General features: G+C 68.8%; 15 protein-coding genes. 7 read left to right on the forward strand and 8 right to left on the reverse strand.

Annotated features, from left to right (window positions below; translation table 11 throughout):
• Positions 1 to 80: 80 nt before the first annotated feature.
• Positions 81 to 926 carry a helix-turn-helix domain-containing protein gene (locus FB475_RS01110; RefSeq protein WP_141851649.1) on the forward strand — a complete coding sequence of 282 codons (846 nt, stop codon included), beginning with the start codon at positions 81 to 83 and terminating at the stop codon, positions 924 to 926.
• On the opposite strand, the gene FB475_RS01115 is transcribed toward FB475_RS01110, so the two are convergent.
• Complete coding sequence (locus FB475_RS01115) at positions 842 to 1,978, reverse strand: MFS transporter (protein WP_202878224.1); 1,137 nt, start codon at positions 1,976 to 1,978, stop codon at positions 842 to 844. The two genes, FB475_RS01110 and FB475_RS01115, sit on opposite strands and share 85 nt — an antisense overlap.
• Positions 1,979 to 2,096: 118 nt before the next feature.
• Between FB475_RS01115 and FB475_RS01120 the strand changes: the two genes are divergently transcribed.
• From FB475_RS01120 to FB475_RS01145, 6 genes are all read left to right on the forward strand, one after another.
• Positions 2,097 to 2,846, forward strand: coding sequence for an ABC transporter ATP-binding protein (locus tag FB475_RS01120; RefSeq protein WP_141851654.1), 750 nt, complete (start codon positions 2,097 to 2,099; stop codon positions 2,844 to 2,846).
• Positions 2,843 to 3,601 (forward strand): ABC transporter permease, encoded by a 759-nt coding sequence (locus FB475_RS01125; protein ID WP_141851656.1) that lies wholly within the window; start codon positions 2,843 to 2,845, stop codon positions 3,599 to 3,601. Before FB475_RS01120 ends, FB475_RS01125 begins: the two co-directional genes overlap by 4 nt.
• A gap of 15 nt (positions 3,602 to 3,616) precedes the next feature.
• On the forward strand, positions 3,617 to 4,456 hold the full coding sequence (locus FB475_RS01130; RefSeq protein WP_141851658.1) for a MerR family transcriptional regulator: 840 nt from the start codon (positions 3,617 to 3,619) through the stop codon (positions 4,454 to 4,456).
• An 84-nt stretch (positions 4,457 to 4,540) separates the two neighbouring features.
• On the forward strand, positions 4,541 to 5,380 hold the full coding sequence (locus tag FB475_RS01135; protein ID WP_185758999.1) for an SAM-dependent methyltransferase: 840 nt from the start codon (positions 4,541 to 4,543) through the stop codon (positions 5,378 to 5,380).
• A 108-nt stretch (positions 5,381 to 5,488) separates the two neighbouring features.
• Positions 5,489 to 6,535, forward strand: a complete 1,047-nt coding sequence (locus FB475_RS01140; RefSeq protein WP_141851660.1) for a cation diffusion facilitator family transporter — start codon at positions 5,489 to 5,491, stop codon at positions 6,533 to 6,535.
• A 107-nt stretch (positions 6,536 to 6,642) separates the two neighbouring features.
• Positions 6,643 to 7,356 (forward strand): VIT1/CCC1 transporter family protein, encoded by a 714-nt coding sequence (locus FB475_RS01145; protein ID WP_141851662.1) that lies wholly within the window; start codon positions 6,643 to 6,645, stop codon positions 7,354 to 7,356.
• On the opposite strand, the gene FB475_RS01150 is transcribed toward FB475_RS01145, so the two are convergent.
• The 7 genes from FB475_RS01150 to FB475_RS01180 all read right to left on the reverse strand — a co-directional run bounded on the left by FB475_RS01150 (position 7,353) and on the right by FB475_RS01180 (position 16,103).
• Positions 7,353 to 9,851, reverse strand: a complete 2,499-nt coding sequence (locus tag FB475_RS01150; RefSeq protein WP_141851664.1) for a family 78 glycoside hydrolase catalytic domain — start codon at positions 9,849 to 9,851, stop codon at positions 7,353 to 7,355. The two genes, FB475_RS01145 and FB475_RS01150, sit on opposite strands and share 4 nt — an antisense overlap.
• Entirely contained in the window at positions 9,848 to 10,879 is a 1,032-nt protein-coding gene (locus tag FB475_RS01155) for a LacI family DNA-binding transcriptional regulator (RefSeq protein ID WP_141851666.1), read from the reverse strand. The genes FB475_RS01150 and FB475_RS01155 overlap by 4 nt, the downstream gene beginning before the upstream one ends.
• Before the next feature lie 31 nt (positions 10,880 to 10,910).
• Positions 10,911 to 11,732: a carbohydrate ABC transporter permease gene (locus FB475_RS01160; RefSeq protein ID WP_141851668.1), complete on the reverse strand. Its 822-nt coding sequence runs from the start codon at positions 11,730 to 11,732 to the stop codon at positions 10,911 to 10,913.
• Entirely contained in the window at positions 11,729 to 12,643 is a 915-nt protein-coding gene (locus tag FB475_RS01165) for a carbohydrate ABC transporter permease (protein ID WP_141851670.1), read from the reverse strand. Before FB475_RS01165 ends, FB475_RS01160 begins: the two co-directional genes overlap by 4 nt.
• 11 nt (positions 12,644 to 12,654) lie before the next feature.
• The gene (locus FB475_RS01170) at positions 12,655 to 13,986 is read right to left on the reverse strand and encodes an ABC transporter substrate-binding protein (protein ID WP_141851672.1); all 1,332 of its coding nucleotides are present in this window, start codon (positions 13,984 to 13,986) and stop codon (positions 12,655 to 12,657) included.
• Between the two features lie 119 nt (positions 13,987 to 14,105).
• Positions 14,106 to 14,741, reverse strand: a complete 636-nt coding sequence (locus FB475_RS01175; RefSeq protein WP_202878225.1) for a TetR/AcrR family transcriptional regulator — start codon at positions 14,739 to 14,741, stop codon at positions 14,106 to 14,108.
• 39 nt (positions 14,742 to 14,780) lie between these two features.
• Positions 14,781 to 16,103 carry a serine/threonine-protein kinase gene (locus FB475_RS01180; protein WP_141851674.1) on the reverse strand — a complete coding sequence of 441 codons (1,323 nt, stop codon included), beginning with the start codon at positions 16,101 to 16,103 and terminating at the stop codon, positions 14,781 to 14,783.
• Between the last annotated feature and the right edge of the window lie 31 nt (positions 16,104 to 16,134).

Consider the following 16,134-nt stretch of genomic DNA (forward strand, 5'->3'; position numbering starts at 1 on the left):
CCCAGCCGGGCCCTGTCCCGCTGGGCTTCCGCGCGCCATGAGCGGGAATAGGCCGATCGATCCCGGCTGTTGGTCCGTTCATGGCTGATTCTCGTCGGACGGCGGCTCGGTACGACCTCGGCGGGCTGCATCACCGCACGCTCAGCGCGAACGCTCCGATGCGCGTGCCCGGTCCGGTGTGGTTCCTGGTGCTCAGCGGTACGGCGTACCTCGAAACCGCGCGCGGTGTCACCGCGCTCGCCGCCGGCGACGCCGTATGGGTCGACGCGCGGACCGCGTTCGTCGTGGACGGCGACGCCGAGCTCGCGCTCGGAGATCTCCGCGCGGTCGTCGCGGCCGGACCCGTCCCGAGTCCGCTGGTGGTCCGTGGCTTCGCGGACCGGCATCCGGGCGTCGCCGAGCTCGTCCGCAGCTGCCCTCTGGACGGCGCGTGCCGGGGGTCGGTCTTCGCCGAGGGCTACGGAACCCTGATCGGCGCCGCGATGACGGACTCGTTCAACGACCAGGGCGCTCCGGACGAGGACGGTGATCCGCTGGTGGCCCGCGTACTCGACGCGGTGCTCGCCGACCCCGCGCAGAAGTGGAGCGTCGAGTCGCTCGCCGGTCTGGTTCACCTTTCCCGCTCCGCCCTCAGCGCACGGTTCCAGAAGGCGGTCGGCCGGAGCCCGGTCCGCATGCTGCGGGAGGTCCGGATGGGCGAGGCCCGCCGGCTCTTGTCCGAGCCCGGCCTTCCGGTCGAGGCAGTGGCGGTCCGCTGCGGGTACGGCTCGATCGCCGCGTTCAGCCGGGCGTTCGCGGCCGATCATGGTTTGTCCCCACAGGCCTGGCGGACCGCCGTACTTCAGGAAGGACGCAGGACGGCGAACCCGATCCCGCTGAGCAGTGCGCAGACGGCTCCCAGCACAAGGGTCGCCGCGACACCGTGATCGTCCACGAACGCGCCGCCGACCGCTGAGCCGACCGTGATCGCGGTCTGGAACGCGGTCACCTGCAGGCTCATCGCCGACTCGGTGTGTTCACGTTCGGCGGTCGCGACCCACAGCTGGGTCACCACCGGCATCATGCTGAACGCCAGCCCCCAGACGATCACGCCGGCCGCGAGCACGGGCACGCCGGCGGCGTACGCCGTGACCGCCAGGCTGACCGCCAACAGCAGCGGTGCCACCGCGGACGCGAGCCGCAACCGCGTCGCCAGGGCACCGGCCGTGAGATTGCCGAGCAGCCCACCGAGGCCCCACGCGAACAGCAACCACGCCGAGTCCCCCGGCGCGACCCGCATGATCGCGAGCCGGATGTACGGGTAGGCGACGAAGTTGCCGAGGACGCCGAGCACGATCATCACCAGGCCCGCGATCAGCAACGGATTACGCAGCGCGCTCCGCATCATCGTCAGCCCCGCGGACGGATGCGCCGGAACCGGCGGGAACACCAGTACGAGAAACACCAGGCTGACCAGCGTGAACGCGGCCGCCACGCCGAACACGACCCGCCAGCCGGCGGTGTCCGCCCCGATCGACGCGAGCGGTACGGCGACGATCGTCGCGACGCTGACGCCGACCGACAGACTCGTCGACACCAACCGCTCCCGACCGGGCAAGGCATGCACCCCGGCGACGAAGGCGAACGACCAGTACCCGGCGATCGCGACGCCGAGGATCAACCGGCTCAGCAGCACCACCAAGAACCCGGGCGCCAACGCCACCGCCAGATCGGAAACGGCCGCGACCAGCAGCAACCCGACAAGCACCAGCCGCCGATCCGCCTTGGGCAGCACCATCGCGATCGAAGGCGCCGTCACCGCACCCGCGATCGCGGTCGCGGCCACCGCCAACCCGGCGGTCCCTTCCGACACGCCGAGGTCAGCGGCCATCCGCGGCAACACGCTGGCCGGCAGGAACTCACTCGCCACCAGCAGACAGATCCCCAGATCCAGCGCAACCAGGGCAGCGACGGAGGTCCCCAGGCGCGGAGATTTCACAGTAGAAGACACCCCTCAACCCTGTACGCCGAACCGGCGGCCCGCTTGATCCGCCGTCGCGGCCACTTGATCGGACGGCTTGACCTTGACGCAGGGTCAACCCTTCATCCTGATCGGCATGAGTGCGATTCGGGTGCAAGGACTGCGGAAGTCCTATGGGAAACAGGAGGTGCTACGTGGGGTCGACTTCGACGTGGCACCAGGGAGTATCTTCGCGCTGCTCGGGTCGAACGGGGCCGGCAAGACGACCACGGTCCGGATCCTCGCGACCCTGTTGAAACCTGACGCGGGGACCGCCTCGGTGAACGGTTTCGACGTCGCGACGCAGGCCGCGGACGTGCGGAAGTCGATCAGTCTGACCGGTCAGTTCGCGGCCGTCGACGAGATCCTGACCGGGCGGGAGAATCTCGTCCTGGTCGCCAAGCTCCGGCACCTGGCTGATCCCGGCGCGATCGCGGACGACCTGTTGGCGCGGTTCTCGCTGACGGACGCGGGCGCGCGCAAGGTCGCGACGTACTCCGGTGGGATGCGGCGCCGCCTCGACATCGCGATGAGCCTGATCGGGGACTCGCCGGTGATCTTCCTGGACGAGCCCACCACAGGCCTCGACCCGGAGGCGCGGATCGAGGTCTGGACGATGGTCAAGGAGCTCGCCGGATCCGGTACGACGGTGATGCTGACCACGCAGTACCTGGACGAGGCCGAGCAGCTCGCGGACCGGATCGCGATCCTGCACCAGGGCCGGATCATCGCCAACGGCACGCTCGCCGAACTCAAGCAGCTCTTCCCGCCCGCCCAGGTCGAGTACGTCGAGAAGCAGCCCAGTCTCGAGGAGATCTTCCTGGCGATCATCGGAGACCGCAGATGAACACGTACTTCTTCAGCGACACCGTCGCTCTGACGGTCCGGACGTTGCGGCACATCACCCGCAGTCTCGACACGATCATCACGACCGTGCTCACTCCGGTCGCGCTGATGCTGATGTTCGTGTACGTGTTCGGCGGGGCGATCTCGACGGGGACGAAGTACATCAACTTCATGCTGCCGGGGATCCTGCTGATCACGATCGCGTCCGGCATCTCCTACACCGCGTTCCGGCTGTTCATGGATCTGAAGAGCGGGATCCTGGAGCGTTTCCAGTCGATGCCGATCGCCCGGTCGGGCCTGCTCTGGGCGCATGTCGTCACCTCGATGGTCGCCAACGTGATCGCGCTCGTGATCGTCGTCGGGGTCGCGCTGCTGATGGGCTTCCGCTCGAGTGCCGGCGTACTGGCCTGGCTCGCGGTGACCGGCATCCTGTTGCTGTCGACGCTCGCGCTGACCTGGCTGGCCGTGATTCCCGGGCTGACCGCGGGATCGGTGGAGAGCGCGGGCGCGTTCGCGTACCCGCTGATCTTCCTGCCGTTCGTGAGTTCGGCGTTCGTGCCGACGCAGACGATGCCCGGACCGGTGCGCTGGTTCGCCGAGCATCAGCCGGTGACGTCGATCGTCAACACGATCCGCGCGCTGTTCGCGGAGCAGCCGGTCGGCAACGACATCTGGACGGCGCTGGCGTGGTGCGTCGGCGTGCTCGTCGTGGCGTACGCGCTGGCGATCGTCGTCTATCGCCGGAAGTCCGCCTGAGGCAGGCTTGGGTTCATGCTCACCATCAGCCAGCTGGCGGCGTACGCCGGTGTGACGGTGCGGGCCGTACGGCACTACCACAAGATCGGGCTGCTGCCGGAGCCTGGACGGGACCGTTCCGGCTACCGGTCGTACAACTCGGGCGCCGTTGTCCGGCTGATCCGGATCCACACGCTGGCCGACGCCGGCGTACCGCTGGCCCGGGTGCAGGAATTGCTCGACGCGGAGCCGGACGAGTTCGAGGACGGCGTACAGAAGATCGACAAGGAGCTGCGCGCGGAGATCCGCCGGCTGCAGGACAGCCGCCGGCGGCTCGCCCGGCTCGCGGCGGGCGACCACCTCGCACTGCCGCCGAGCGTCCTGGGCTATCTCGACCTGCTCCGCGCGCACGGCGTCAGCGAGCGGTACATCGAGATGGAGCGCGACGCCTGGATCATGATCGCCGCGCAGGTGCCCGAGCTGATCGACGTCATCATCGCCGCAAAGCACAAGGAGCTGGACGATCCGGACGCGCAGAAGCTGTACAGCCTGGTGAGCGAGGCGGTCGACCACCCGAACGGCGAGGAGTTGCTGTACGAGATCGCCGACCTTCTGGAACGCATCTACAGCCGTGCCTACGAGGCCGGTCAGCTGGGTGTCGACCCGTTCGACGAGAAGCTTGTCGAGCTGCTGGACTCGGTGATGATCGAGTCCGCGCCCGAGGCCGCGCGGCTCCTCGAGATCATGGAAGAACGCGGCTGGAAGGGCTGGACCCGGATCGAACAGGTCCCTACCGAAAGGCTCGGACTTCAAGCCTCGGTAAAAGCCGTTCCAGGGCACGCCGTGGCGGGTGTCGGTGACGCCCTGGAGGGGTAGGGTCGAGGTGCCGGTGTCACGGTCTGTTGTGCGCCGGTTACGATGACACATCGGTACCGGACCCGCAGTACGAATGGGATATTGATGGCTGATTCGCAGGACGTCGACCCGGGGATGTACGAGAAGCTGAACCTGGACCGGCCGCACCCTGCCCGGGTGTACGACTACTTCCTCGGCGGCAAGGACAACTTCGAGGTCGACCGGCAGGCCGCCGAGCATCTGCTCAAGGCGTTCCCGGGCTTCCGGACCGCCGCCCTGTCGAACCGGATGTGGATGCACCGGGCCGCGAAGTACGCCGCGGAGCAGGGCATCACGCAGTTCCTCGACATCGGCACCGGCATCCCGACCGAGCCCAACCTGCACGAGGTCGTCCAGGAGATCGTCCCGTCGGCGCACGTGGTGTACGCCGACAACGACCCGATCGTGCTCGCGCACTCGCGCGCGCTGCTGGTCAGCAAGCCGGAGGGCAGGACGGCCTACCTCGAGGCCGACGTCACCGACCCGCAGGGGATCCTCGGCGCCGACGAGGTCAAGGAGCTGATCGACTTCAGCAAGCCGGTTGCGCTCAGCATCGTCGGCGTCTTCCACTACCTCCCGGACCACCTGCAGCCGTACGACCTGGTCCGCCAGCTCCTCGAGCCGCTGGCGTCGGGTTCGCTGCTGATCTTCTCGCACTGCACGCCGGACTTCGCGCCGGAGCTGTGGGAGCGGGCGATGGTCGTCTACAAGGCCGACGGCGGCGAGGCGCAGGTCCGCAGCAAGGAAGAGGTCACCCGCTTCTTCGACGGCACCGAGCTCGTCGAGCCCGGCGTGGTGTCCCCGTTCCGCTGGTTCCCCGACGAGGAGACCGAGCAGTACGTCGAGCGCGGCGAGTTCACCGACATCATGTGCAGCCTCTGGGTCGGCGTCGGCCGCAAGCCGTAGCCGTACCTTCACGGCCCTGTCCCCCGGCTTGCCGGGTGGATGGGGCCGTTCCGTTTGTTGTTACCTTTTCAGCGAGGGCTTTCCAGATCAGCAGTGGAGGACGAGCCGATGAGCGCCGGCGGACACGGGCACGGTCACGGGCACGGACACGGTCATGGGCACGGTCATGGGCACGACGGCGGTTTGCTCGGGAAGGTCAAGGAGATCTTCGTGCCGCACTCGCACGACAGTGCGGACAAGGTCGACTCGGCCTTGGAGGCGAGCCAGGAAGGGATGCGCTGCCTGAAGATCAGCTTCGGCGGTCTGATCCTGACCGCGCTGATCCAGACGGTGATCGTCGTCTACACGAACTCGGTGGCCCTCCTCGGCGACACCCTGCACAACTACGCCGACGCGCTCACCGCGATCCCGCTCGCGATCGCGTTCGTCGTCGGCCGCCGGCTCGCCACCCGCAGCTACACGTACGGTTTCGGCCGCGCCGAGGACCTGGCCGGCATCGTTGTCGTCGTACTGATCGCGCTGTCGTCGGCGTACGCCGGGTACGAGGCGATCAGGCGCTTCGTCCACCCGTCGGACGTCAAGCACCTCGGCGTACTCATCGTCGCCGGGGTGGTCGGGTTCCTCGGTAACGAGATCGTCGCGCAGTACCGGATCCGGACCGGCCGGCGGATCGGTTCGGCCGCGCTGGTCGCCGACGGGCTGCACGCCCGTACCGACGGGTTCACCAGCCTGGCCGTGGTGCTGAGCGCGATCGGTGCCGGGCTCGGTTTCCGGCTGGCGGACCCGATCGTCGGTCTGCTGATCACGGTGGCGATCCTGTTCGTCCTGCGGGACGCGGCGCGCGAGGTGTACCGCCGGCTGATGGACGCGGTCGATCCGGCGCTGGTCGACCAGGCCGAGCAGGTCATCCGCGCCACGCCGGGGGTCGTCGACGTCCAGGGTGTCCAGCTCCGCTGGCTCGGGCACAGCCTGCGCGCCGAGGCCCGGATCACCGTCGACACGGACACCTCACTCGTCGAGGCCCACCGCCTCAGCCACCAGGTCGAGCACGAACTGATCCACGGAGTCCGGCGCCTCACGTCCGCCACCATCCATCCCGAACCGCCGGCCGTCGAGGCCGGCCATGCCCACGACCTGGTTGCCCACCACCGCTGAGGTTCGGCTCACCTTCGTTGCCGCGACGTCCTTTTGCTGCCTACGCTGGCGTAACAGGTGCTGCAATCCGACTGAGGTAATGCTCACCTCGGTAGGGAGGACGGACGATGACCGCGCAGCTCGCGGAACCCGAGATCCACCACTCGCATCGCGACGTCACCGGCGGATGGTTGCGTCCGGCAACCTTCGGGGTGATGGACGGCCTGGTGTCGAACTTCGCGCTGGTCGCCGGTGTGGTCGGCGGCGGCGCGACCGGCAAGGTCGTGCTGATGACCGGACTGGCCGGCCTGGTCGCGGGCGCGTGTTCGATGGCGTCCGGCGAGTTCACCTCGGTCTCGTCGCAGACCGAGCTGATGCAGGCCGAGATCGCGATCGAGAAACGCGAGTTGGAGATTCACCCGGTCGAGGAGGAGCGCGAGCTCGCGCTGATGTACGAAGCCAAGGGGCTGCGTCCCGAGCTGGCCGCCGAGGTCGCTCGCGAGCTCACCGCGAACCCCGAGGTCGCGCTTGACGTCCACGTCCGCGAGGAACTCGGCGTCGACCCCAACGACCTGCCGTCGCCCTGGGTCGCGGCCGGCTCGTCGTTCGCCGCCTTCGCCGTCGGCGCGATCATCCCGCTGATCCCGTTCGTCGTCGGCGCCACCACGATCCTGCCCGCCCTGCTGCTCAGCGCCCTCGGCCTGGTCGTCACCGGCGGCATCGTCGGCAAGATCACCGCCCGCCCGTTCTGGTACGGCGGCGGCCGCCAACTCCTCCTCGGCGGCCTCTCCGCAGCGGTGACCTTCGCCATCGGCCTCGCCGTCGGCACCGGCCTGTCCTAGAAGGTGAAGTGTCCCGGCGAGAGCTTCACGGACTCGCCGTTCGGAAGCGTGACCTCGGCTGTCGAGTCGGGCGGGACTTCGACGGTCAGGTTCTCCTGGTCCCAGGAGACCGCGATCCGGCCGCGGGGGCTGGTGAAGGTTCCTTCGGCGTGGGTGATGGCCGGGTGACGGGCGGGGGCGACGACGAAGGATTCCCAGGCCACGGAACCCGGCGCCTGGCGCAGGCCCAGGACGTGGGTGTGGAGGAAGTGCGCCACAGCGCCTTTGGTGTAGTGGTTGAGCGAGTCGTGCGGGATTCCGTCGGCGTCGACGCCGTCCCAGTTCTCCCAGATCGTGGTCGCGCCGCGGTCGAGCATCGCCAGCCAGGACGGGGACGTGCGCTGGAACAGCAGTTCGTACGCGACGTCGGCGTACCCGAACTCGGCGAGGACCGGGAGTAGGTTGCCGGTGGAGAGGAATCCGGTGCCGAGGTGGGTGCCGGCTTCGCGGATCAGGTGCACGAGTCGTTCTACGGCGAGACGCTGCAGATGCTCCGGGATCAGCTCGAAACCGAGCGCGCGGACGTACCCGGCCTGGGTGTCGCCACTGGTCCGTCCGTCGTCGCGGAGGAACTCGTCGCGCCAGGCGGCGCGGACACGTTCGGCGATCTCGGCATAGCCGGTGGCTGCCTCGTCACGACCCAGGATGTCCGCGATCCGTGCAAGCATTGCGGTCGATCGGTAGAGGTACGCCGTACCGACCTCGCCATGGTCGTCGGATTGCTGCCGCCCCGGCGTCTGAGGCTCGCACCACTCGCCCCAGTGGTAGGTGCCGTCCCAGATGTACTCCCGGTTCGGACGCGACGGATGGTGATGGGTGCGGGCCGCTTCGAGGGCCCAGTCCACCCAGCGGACCATCGCCTCCCAGTTCTCGGACAGCACCGCACGGTCGCCGTACGTCTCGTAGAGCTCGACCGGTACGGCGACGATCGCGTCGCCCCAGCCGGCGGAGCCCGTCGTCCTCGCCAGCCGGTCCTCGAGGTTGAGCTTGGTACGGCGGCCGTCCGGGGAGAAGTTCGCGATCCGGCCGTCGGGCAACTGGTCGTCCCGGACCGAGCGCAGCCACTTCCGGCTGAAGCCGAGCACGTCGTACAGCCGGGCGGCCGTCGGCGCGAAGACCTGGTAGTCGCCCGTCCACCCGAGCCGCTCGCGAGTCGGGCAGTCGGTCGGTACGTCGACAGCGTTGCCGCGAAAACTCCACACCGCGACCTCGTGCAGCCGGTTGAGATCCTCGTTGCTGCAGGCAAACGTCGCCGTCGGCACCAGATCGGTGTGCACCACGTGCATCCTGAGGTTCTCGGCAGGACCGCGGACCCGCGCGTAGCGGAAGCCGTGCACGGTGTGCCGCGGTTCGAACCTTACCCCGTGGCCGCCGACAACCTCATCGCGCTGCACGAACGGATCCTCCATCGCACCCGGCAGGAACATGTCGAGATGTTCCGTCGTCAGATCACCGCGGGGCCACGCGAACTCGCCATGGTCCACGACGGTCCTGCTACCGGCCGGGCCTGGATCGAACGAGATCCAACCGGAAGCATTCTGCCCGAAGTCGGCCAGGACCGTCTCCGCGTCGACCTGCCTGAGCGACGAAGGCGGCCTGGACGAGATCCGGCGCACCGGCGGCGCCGGGGACCAGTCGATGCCAGGCGCAACCACCTGGTCGACGAGCACCGGCCGCGGCGCACCGGGCGGCCTGCCCAGATCGACGGCCTGGCCGTCCATCAGATCGGCCCGGACGATCTGGGAGCCGGCGCTCGCCCAGTCCTCGCCGGTCCGGACGATCCGGCGCGAGCCGTCGCGCAGCCAGAGGTGGAGTTCGGCACGAGCGGCAGTCGTCGTACCCCAGCCGGACGGCAACCGGAACCCGCCGGTCCTGCCGCGGTACCAACCGTCCGACAGCAACAGTTCGAGCCGATTCGGGCCGCGCTGCAGGGATTCCGTGACGTCCATCGCCTGCGCGTAGAGCGTGCGGTCGTAGGACGTGGACCCCGGCGTCAACTCCGCCGTACCGGCGCGCCGACCGTTCACGAAAGCCTCGTAAACCCCGAGCGCCGTCGCATACAGCCGCGCAGACTCCACTTCGACCGACAATTCGAACCCGGTCGAGAGCACGTACGCCGGCCGGTTGCCGTAGCCGGGGTCGTCAGCTTCGTACGGCGAGATCCACCGCGCCGACCAGTTCTCGTCGAGCAGCCCGACCTCGAAGCTGCTCGGCTCCGACCAGTCCGCTCCGCGGACGCGCCACGACACGCGCTGACAGCTCCGAAGCGGTTCCCACGGCCAGTCGACGTACAGGTACTCGTTGCGCACCGCAACATGTCGTACGCCGTCAATCGTTGCCTCGAGCTCGTACGCCGACGCCCCCGTCGGCTGCCACGACAACCGCGGTGCCGGACCCGACACCGTGAACTGGTCTCCCCCGTAGTCGATCCGCAGCCCGTGTGGGACCGCGCTCACGAGCTCCGCCGCGCGGTGCTTTCGCGGACCACCAGGCGATGCGGCACGATCGTCGCCTGCGCCGCGGCCTCGCCGTTCAACTGGAGCATCAGCTGCTCGACCGCCAGCCGGCCGTGATCCGCGTCGTCGACCTTGATCGTGGTGAGCGGCGGACGGAAGAAGTCCGAGCCCGGCGCGTCGTCGAAACCCGCTACGCTGATGTCCTCGGGGATCCGGCGCCCGGCCCCGGCGAGCGCGTTCAGGACACCCAGCGCCATCTCGTCGTTCGCCGTGAAGACCGCCGTCACTGACGGATCCGCCGCCAGCCGCCGACCGGCCTCGTACCCGGAGCGGGCCGTCCAGTCACCGGCCACCGGCTCGACGACCTCGGCTCCCGCCTTGCGCAGCGCGCGTTCCCAGCCGGTACGCCGGAGTTGGCTCGACATCCAGTCGCCCGGCCCGGCCACGTGGTGGACCGTCCGGTGCCCGAGCGACAGCAGGTGATCCACCACGTCCGCGGCCGCCTGGGCCGCGTCCGCATGCACGGTCGGACCGTCGTACTCCGGGACCTCACTGGTCGACACCATCGGCAGCGTGGTGTCCAGGGCACGCAAGGTCTTCGCGGCGGACACCCACGGGGCCATGAAGATCACGCCGTCGCAGCCCGCCTGCGCGAGTCGGCCGATCCCGTCCTGCAGGGTCGCCGGATCGAACCCCGCGAAGGTGGCGAGGCTGACGCCGAGCCCGAGTTCGGCGGCCGCCTGCTCGACACCGATCATGATCGACACGGCACCGAGCCCCATCTGCCGGTCGGTCAGCTGATGGGTGAGTAAGCCGATCACCCGGCCCCGGCCGGTCGACAGCGCCCGCGCGACCGGGTCCGGGCGGTATCCGAGCTCTTCGATCACCCGGCGTACCCGGTCCGCGGTCTGCGCGTTCACGTCCACGCCGCCGCGGGCCACCCGGGACGCCGTCTGGCGGGAAACCCCCGCGACCCGTGCGACATCAGTGAGCGTGGCTCGCACCACGGGCACCTTCTTCCCGGCCATCTGTTCCCACCTCCCTCCGAATCACGGCAGCCTACTTGACCGCTCCGCTGCTGATGCCCTGGACGACTTGCCGTTGCGCGAACACGTAGAACACCACCACCGGCAGCACCGAGATCGCCGTCGCGGCTAGGAGGATGTTCTGCACCGGGGTCTCGGCTGAGACGAAGTTCGTCAGGCCGCGCTGGATCGGCATCAGCCGGTCGTCGTCGAACAGCACGAGCGCCAGCAGATACTCGTTCCACACCGCGAGGCCCTGGATCACCGCGACTGCGATCAGGCCCGGTCGGGCCAGCGGCAGGATCACCCGGGCAAAGGTGTTCAACGCCGTACTGCCGTCGATCGCCGCCGCTTCCTCGAGGTCCTTGGGCAGGTTCGCGAAGAACCCGCGCATGATCAGCGCCGACAGCGGGACGCCCGCGGCGACCAAGATCAGTACGTATCCGACCCGGCTGTTGGTCAGTCCAAGCATCACCATCAGCTTGTACTGTGCGATGAACGAGGCGGGCGCGGGGATGATCATCAGCGCGAGTAGGGCGAACGTGACTGCGGACTTCCCACGGAACTCGATCCGCGCCAGCGCGTAGCCCGCCATGCTCGACACCACCAGGATGCCCATCACCGCGGAGACCGTGTAGATCACGCTGTTCGGTAGATAGGTGCCGAGATCGCCGTCTGTCCAGGCGGTCACGTAGTTCGACCACTGCGGCTTGGCCGGCAGCAGCTTCGTCCCGCGGTACAGCTCGTCGCTTGTCTGCAACGATCCGATCAGCAACCACGCGATCGGGAACAGCGCGCCGACGGCAGCCAGCACCAGCAATGCGTACAGACCGCCGCGGCCGGCCAATGCCTTCATTTCCGTCTCCTCGACAGCCAGAGATGCATCATCGCGAGCAGCACCAGGGCGCCGCCGAAGATCACCGACATCGCGGCGGCCGAGCCGAAGCGCGTGTTCGTGAACGCCTCCTGGTAGATCCGCAGCGTCGGCACCATCGTGTGGTAGCCGGGACCGCCGTTCGTCAGCACCTGCACGGTGCCGAACACCTGGAGCGCGCCGAGCAACGTCAGGAGCGACACGATCGCCGTCACCGGGAGCAGCTCGGGCCAGGTGACGTACCGGAACTTGGCCCAGCCGCGCGCGCCGTCCAGACTCGCGGCCTCGTACAGCTCGACCGGCAGATCCTGGAGTCCGGCCAGGTAGAGGATGAAGCCGAAACCCCAGTGGTACCAGAGGAACACCGCCGCGACGGCCGGTAGCGCCGTACCGGGGTCGCCGAGCCAGTTGTGCCCGGACATCCCGACGGTGGTGAGCATCCGGTTGAGAATGCCGGCGTTGGGCGCCAGCAGCCAGGAGAAGATCATGCCGATGACCACGACCGAGAACACGCCGGGCAGGTAGAACGCCGTCCGGAAGAGGGCCTTGCCACGGTGTACCTTGTGGACCGCGATCGCCATGCCGAGGGACAGCGCGTTACCGAGGAGGAAACCGGCAACGCCGAAGATCAGCACGTTGCGCATCGAGGACCAGAACACGGTGTCGTGCAGAACGAACCGATAGTTGGAGAGTCCTACGAACGGGGTGGATTTGCTGACGCCGTCCCATTCCTGGAAGCTCAGCACGATCGCCTGGACGAACGGCAGCAGCGTAAAGATCGCGAGCAGGACCGCCGCCGGCAGCAGGAACAGGTACGCCATCAGCTCACGCCGCCGGGCCAGCGGGCTCCGGCGCCGGGTCGCGGGTCGCGCCTGGACGACTGCGACTTGCACCGAACCCACGGTCACTTGGCCCTCTTCTGGGCCGCGTCCATCTCGCCGAGCACCTGGTCCACGGTCTTCTCCTTCAGCACGAGGCTTTGGACGCCGCTGATCAGCGCCGTCCGGGCATCGCTGCTGAACGGGCTCGGAGCGATCTCGATGGCGTCGGCAAGGGAGGCGAAACCGGCGACCTGCGGCGGCAGGTCAGTCGCGGCGACCTTCGGGTTCGCCGGGATCAGCCCGACCACGTCGACGAACACCTTCGCCTGCTCGGGTTCGGTCAGCCATTGGACGAACTTGACCGCCGCGTCGACGTTCTTGCCTTTCGGGTTGATGCACGCGCCCTTGCCGACGCCGCCGTACACCCTTGGCTTCCGCGTGCCGCCGGTGGCCTTCGGGATCCCCATCGAGACGTAGTCGGTGAAGTCCGGGGCGGTCGCCCGGGCGACACCGATCGCGACTGACGCGTCGAAGATCGCCGGTGTGTCCTGGACGTTGAAGAAGCCCTTCTCCACCGTCGGGTTGTCGCCATCCCCGCCGGGAAGCGTTTTGTTGACGATCAGACCGGCGTCGCGCAGGTCGGCCAGCAACTTCAGGCCGTTGCGCCAGCCGTCCGACGTCCAGCTCGCCTTGCCCGCGAGGGTCGCGTCGATCTCGGCGTCGGTCAGCCAGTTCGATGCGTGGCTCAGCAGGAATCGGTCGGCGAGCGACGCGGCCATCAGGAACGCACCGTTGCCGGTCTTGGCCGAGACCTTCTTCAACTGCTCGATCCACGCGGCGGTGTCGGTCGGTGGGGTGTTCGGGCCGACCCCGGCCGACTCGAACGTCTTGGTGTTCAGCAGCAGACCCATGGTCTGGATCTCCCAGTGGGCCGAGTAGATGCCGGCGTCGAGTCCATTGACCGTACCGGCCTTCACCGTGGTGAGGTCCAGCGCGATCGGCGAGAAGTTCGCCTTCCAGTCCCCGGTCAGCTTCGGTCGCAGGTTCATCGCCCAGCCGGCCTTGTAGTACGGGATCATCTCCGGCAGCGTCAGCGTCGAGTAGATGTCCGGCATGTCGCCGGACTGCGACTTCGCCTGCAGCTTCGCCGGGAAGTTCGCCGGGCCGGGGCTGTCGACCGTCACCCGGACGCCGGTCTGCTGCTCGTACCTCCCGACCAGCTTCTCGAGGGCCTTGACCTGACCGCGGGACTGGTTCATGAAGGTCAGCGAGGTGGATCCGCCGCCCTTGGCCGAGTCCTGGCCACAACCGGTCAGCAACGGGCCGGACGCGACCACTCCCGCCGACGCCGCCGCCAGCCCGAGCAGCCCGCGGCGCGTCATCCGCACCGGGCCGCGAACACCTGATGTGGGCATTGTCTTCCTTCCTCACCGACAAGACTGTTACCGGTAACAACCGGCATGGCCAGCATCTTGTTACCGGTAACAGAACTCTGTCAATGTCCCACCGCGGGCTGTCCGGATCCGGACTCGGGTCAGGTGGTCCAGCGGGTGATGGCTCGGTCGAGGTAGGTGGCGACCAGGTCGGGGAGGTCGATGTCGGCGCCCAGTAGCCACTGGAGCTCGAGGCCGTCGAGGACGGCGACCAGGGTGCGGATCTCGGCGTCGATCTGGGCGTCGGTGAGAGGGGCGATCTCGCCGTCCTCGACCGCCTCGCGGAGCTTGCCGGTCCACAGTTCGCGGCCGGTCAGGTAGCGCTGCTGGATGAAGTCGCGCGCCGGGTGACCCGGGTTGGTGGCCTCTGCGGCCAGCGTGATGAACAGTTCGAGCCGGCCGCGGTGCTCGACGTGAAACTCCATCAGCCCGCGCATCTGCCGGAAGTACGCGAGCCCGCGGACGTCCTCGGGCATCGAGGAGCGCTTGGTCTGCGCCGTCCAGTCCTCGAGTACGGCGGTCAGCAGGCCCTCTTTGCTGCCGAAGTACTGGATCAGGGTCGCGGGCGACGCGCCGACCCGGTCGGCGATCGCGCGCAGCGAGCCGCCGAGATACCCGAGCTCGCCGAACACGTCGGCCGCGGTCCGGATGATCCGTTCCCGTCGCTGGACACCCTTGCGGTACGGGCCGCGGACCATCGACGGTGCCTCGTTCGCCGCATGCCCTCCCGGTGTCACGTTCCCTGTGCGAAACCTTATCAGGCGTTTACGTTTGCCTCAGGGGGTCGGCAGGTTCGACGGTGGTGGGGTCGTCGAACCCGTCGGAGTCGACGTGGTCGTCGGCGGTGTGGAGGTCGGCGTACGCGACGGGGTCGGTGAGGACGGTGTCCTCGTCGGCGTTGTGGTCGGCGTCGACGACGGTGTGGTTGTCGGAGTGGTCGTCGGCGTGGCGGTCGGCGTCGTGGTGGGGGTGGTGCTCGGCGTTGAGGTCGGCGTGGACGACGGGGTGTTCGTCGTACGCCGGGTGGGCTGGCTCGTCGTCGTGGTGCTGGAGGGTTCGGTCGTCGGTGTCGTGGTCGGCGTACCGGTGGTGCTCGGTCGGGGGCCGATGTCGACGGTCGGTGGAGTGTTGTTGCCGGTGTTGTGCAGTACGACGCCGGTCGTCACCGCGGCCGCGACGGCCAGCAGGGCGAGCGCGGTGATCACGATCGGCCTGTTGGACTTCGGGGCCGGGCGTTCCGGGGCCGGGATCGGTGCGACGAGCGGCTGGGTCACGACCGGTGCCGTGGCGGCGAACCGGTCGGCGGCCGCGCGGACATTGGTCAGGTCCGCGGCGGTCGGGCGCTCCGCCGGGTCCTTCGCGAGCATCCGCAGCAGCAGGCCCTCGAACGGGCCCGCCAGCTCCGGGCGCAGCCGGCTGGGCGGGACGGGCTCGGCGTCGACGTGCTGGTACAGCACCGCGGTCGGGTGGTCGCCCATGAACGGCGGCCGGCCCGTGATGAGCTGGTACAGCACGCAGCCCAGCGCGTACACGTCGGACTCCGGGCCGCCCTTGAGACCGCGGGCGCGCTCAGGGGACAGGTAGTACGGGCTGCCGAGGATCTGTCCGGTCATCGTCAGCTCGTGGGTCTCGGCGCCCGGCAGTACGGCGATGCCGAAGTCCGCGACCTTCACGACGCCGTCCGCGGACACCATCAGGTTGCTGGGCTTGATGTCGCGATGAACGACGTTCTCCGCGTGCGCGACCGCGAGACCGGCCGCCGCCTGCTCGATGATCTCGACCGCCCGCTCCCAGGGCAGCGGGCCGTCGTCATCGACCTCCCGAGCGACCGAACGGCCCTCGACCAACTCCATCACGAGATAGAAGTTGTCGTCGTCCTGCCCGAAGTCGTAGACCGCGACGATGTGCGCGTCGCTCAGCCGCGCGGCGGCCCGCGCCTCGCGCTGGAACCGTTCGGCGGCGGCGGGGTCCTGGCCGGACCGCAGCATCAGCTTGACCGCGACCTCACGACCGAGCAACTCGTCGGTGGCCCGGAAGACCTCTCCCATCCCACCACGCCCGAGGGACTCCCCCAGCCGGTACCGCTCCGCAATCAACATCCGTCCCCGTACCCAAGCCGTCCGCCAGTTC

Source organism: Kribbella jejuensis (assembly GCF_006715085.1).
In the GTDB taxonomy this organism is placed as follows: domain Bacteria; phylum Actinomycetota; class Actinomycetes; order Propionibacteriales; family Kribbellaceae; genus Kribbella; species Kribbella jejuensis.

Excerpts from the sequence above, each read along its gene's own strand:
- FB475_RS01160 (WP_141851668.1), bottom strand. The coding sequence starts at position 11,732 with ATGAAGGCATTGGCCGGCCGCGGCGGTCTGTACGCATTGCTGGTGCTG.
- FB475_RS01145 (WP_141851662.1), top strand. The coding sequence starts at position 6,643 with ATGACCGCGCAGCTCGCGGAACCCGAGATCCACCACTCGCATCGCGAC.
- FB475_RS01125 (WP_141851656.1), top strand. The coding sequence starts at position 2,843 with ATGAACACGTACTTCTTCAGCGACACCGTCGCTCTGACGGTCCGGACG.
- FB475_RS01135 (WP_185758999.1), top strand. The coding sequence starts at position 4,541 with ATGGCTGATTCGCAGGACGTCGACCCGGGGATGTACGAGAAGCTGAAC.
- FB475_RS01120 (WP_141851654.1), top strand. The coding sequence starts at position 2,097 with ATGAGTGCGATTCGGGTGCAAGGACTGCGGAAGTCCTATGGGAAACAG.
- FB475_RS01155 (WP_141851666.1), bottom strand. The coding sequence starts at position 10,879 with ATGGCCGGGAAGAAGGTGCCCGTGGTGCGAGCCACGCTCACTGATGTC.
- FB475_RS01180 (WP_141851674.1), bottom strand. The coding sequence starts at position 16,103 with ATGTTGATTGCGGAGCGGTACCGGCTGGGGGAGTCCCTCGGGCGTGGT.
- FB475_RS01110 (WP_141851649.1), top strand. The coding sequence starts at position 81 with ATGGCTGATTCTCGTCGGACGGCGGCTCGGTACGACCTCGGCGGGCTG.
- FB475_RS01170 (WP_141851672.1), bottom strand. The coding sequence starts at position 13,986 with ATGCCCACATCAGGTGTTCGCGGCCCGGTGCGGATGACGCGCCGCGGG.
- FB475_RS01130 (WP_141851658.1), top strand. The coding sequence starts at position 3,617 with ATGCTCACCATCAGCCAGCTGGCGGCGTACGCCGGTGTGACGGTGCGG.
- FB475_RS01140 (WP_141851660.1), top strand. The coding sequence starts at position 5,489 with ATGAGCGCCGGCGGACACGGGCACGGTCACGGGCACGGACACGGTCAT.